Annotated in this window: 2 tRNA genes and 2 rRNA genes; all 4 read left to right on the forward strand. The window is 50.3% G+C overall.

What is annotated here, in order from left to right:
* A 16S ribosomal RNA gene (locus ABID56_RS12925) occupies positions 1-185 on the forward strand; the annotation flags it as partial.
* An 84-nt stretch (positions 186-269) separates the two neighbouring features.
* Positions 270-346: transfer RNA gene (locus ABID56_RS12930), tRNA-Ile, on the forward strand.
* Positions 347-362: 16 nt separating this feature from the next.
* Positions 363-438: transfer RNA gene (locus ABID56_RS12935), tRNA-Ala, on the forward strand.
* 182 nt (positions 439-620) lie between these two features.
* Positions 621-1108: ribosomal RNA gene (locus tag ABID56_RS12940) — 23S ribosomal RNA — on the forward strand; the annotation flags it as partial.

Below are 1108 nucleotides of genomic sequence, written 5' to 3' on the forward strand. Positions count from 1 at the left end.
CAGAATGCCGCGGTGAATACGTTCCCAGGCCTTGTACACACCGCCCGTCACACCACGAGAGTTGGCAACACCCGAAGTCGGTGGGGTAACCTTCACGGAGCCAGCCGCCGAAGGTGGGGCCAATGATTGGGGTGAAGTCGTAACAAGGTAGCCGTATCGGAAGGTGCGGCTGGATCACCTCCTTTCTAAGGAATTAAAATAAGGATGACAGTGCTATTTTGTTTAGTTTTGAAGGATTGAAATCTATTAATCTTCACCACAATAAAGATGGGCCTGTAGCTCAGTCGGTTAGAGCGCACGCCTGATAAGCGTGAGGTCGGTGGTTCAAGTCCACTCAGGCCCACCATCTATAAATATTAAACGGGGCCTTAGCTCAGCTGGGAGAGCGCCTGCTTTGCACGCAGGAGGTCAGCGGTTCGATCCCGCTAGGCTCCACCAACTATTAAATGTTACATTAGTTAATGTAACGTTTTGATTTAAGTACCTTGAAAACTAGATAAGATGAGATACCAAAGCATCGAAACAAAGTAAAGACACAAGCGTCTTTTCACACAAAGGTCGGTTCTTCGACTTAAATCGTCACGTCCTGTGACGTCGTCGAAGTCAACACGTCCTGTGTTAGTTAAGTGGATAAGGGCGCACGGTGGATGCCTTGGCACTAGGAGTCGAAGAAGGACGGGACAAACACCGATATGCCTCGGCGAGCAGTAAGTAAGCGTCGACCCGAGGATCTCCGAATGGGGAAACCCACGACCCGTAATGGGGTCGTATTCATTACTGAATACATAGGTGATGAAAGACAACTCAGGGAACTGAAACATCTCAGTACCTGAAGGAAGAGAAAGCAACAGCGATTTCCTGAGTAGCGGCGAGCGAAACGGAAACAGCCCAAACCAAGGCGCATGCGTCTTGGGGTTGTAGGACACGCCATATGGAGTGACCAAGACAATCGGTAGGTGAAGCAACCTGGAACGGTTCGCCATAGACGGTAATAGCCCGGTAACTGAAACTGGTTGTCCTCCGGCGTGGATCCTGAGTACGACGGAACACGTGATATTCCGTCGGAATCCGGGAGGACCATCTCCCAAGGCTAAATACTCCCTAGTGA

The organism is Alkalibacillus flavidus, assembly GCF_040545925.1.
GTDB classification, from domain to species: domain Bacteria; phylum Bacillota; class Bacilli; order Bacillales; family Alkalibacillaceae; genus Alkalibacillus; species Alkalibacillus flavidus.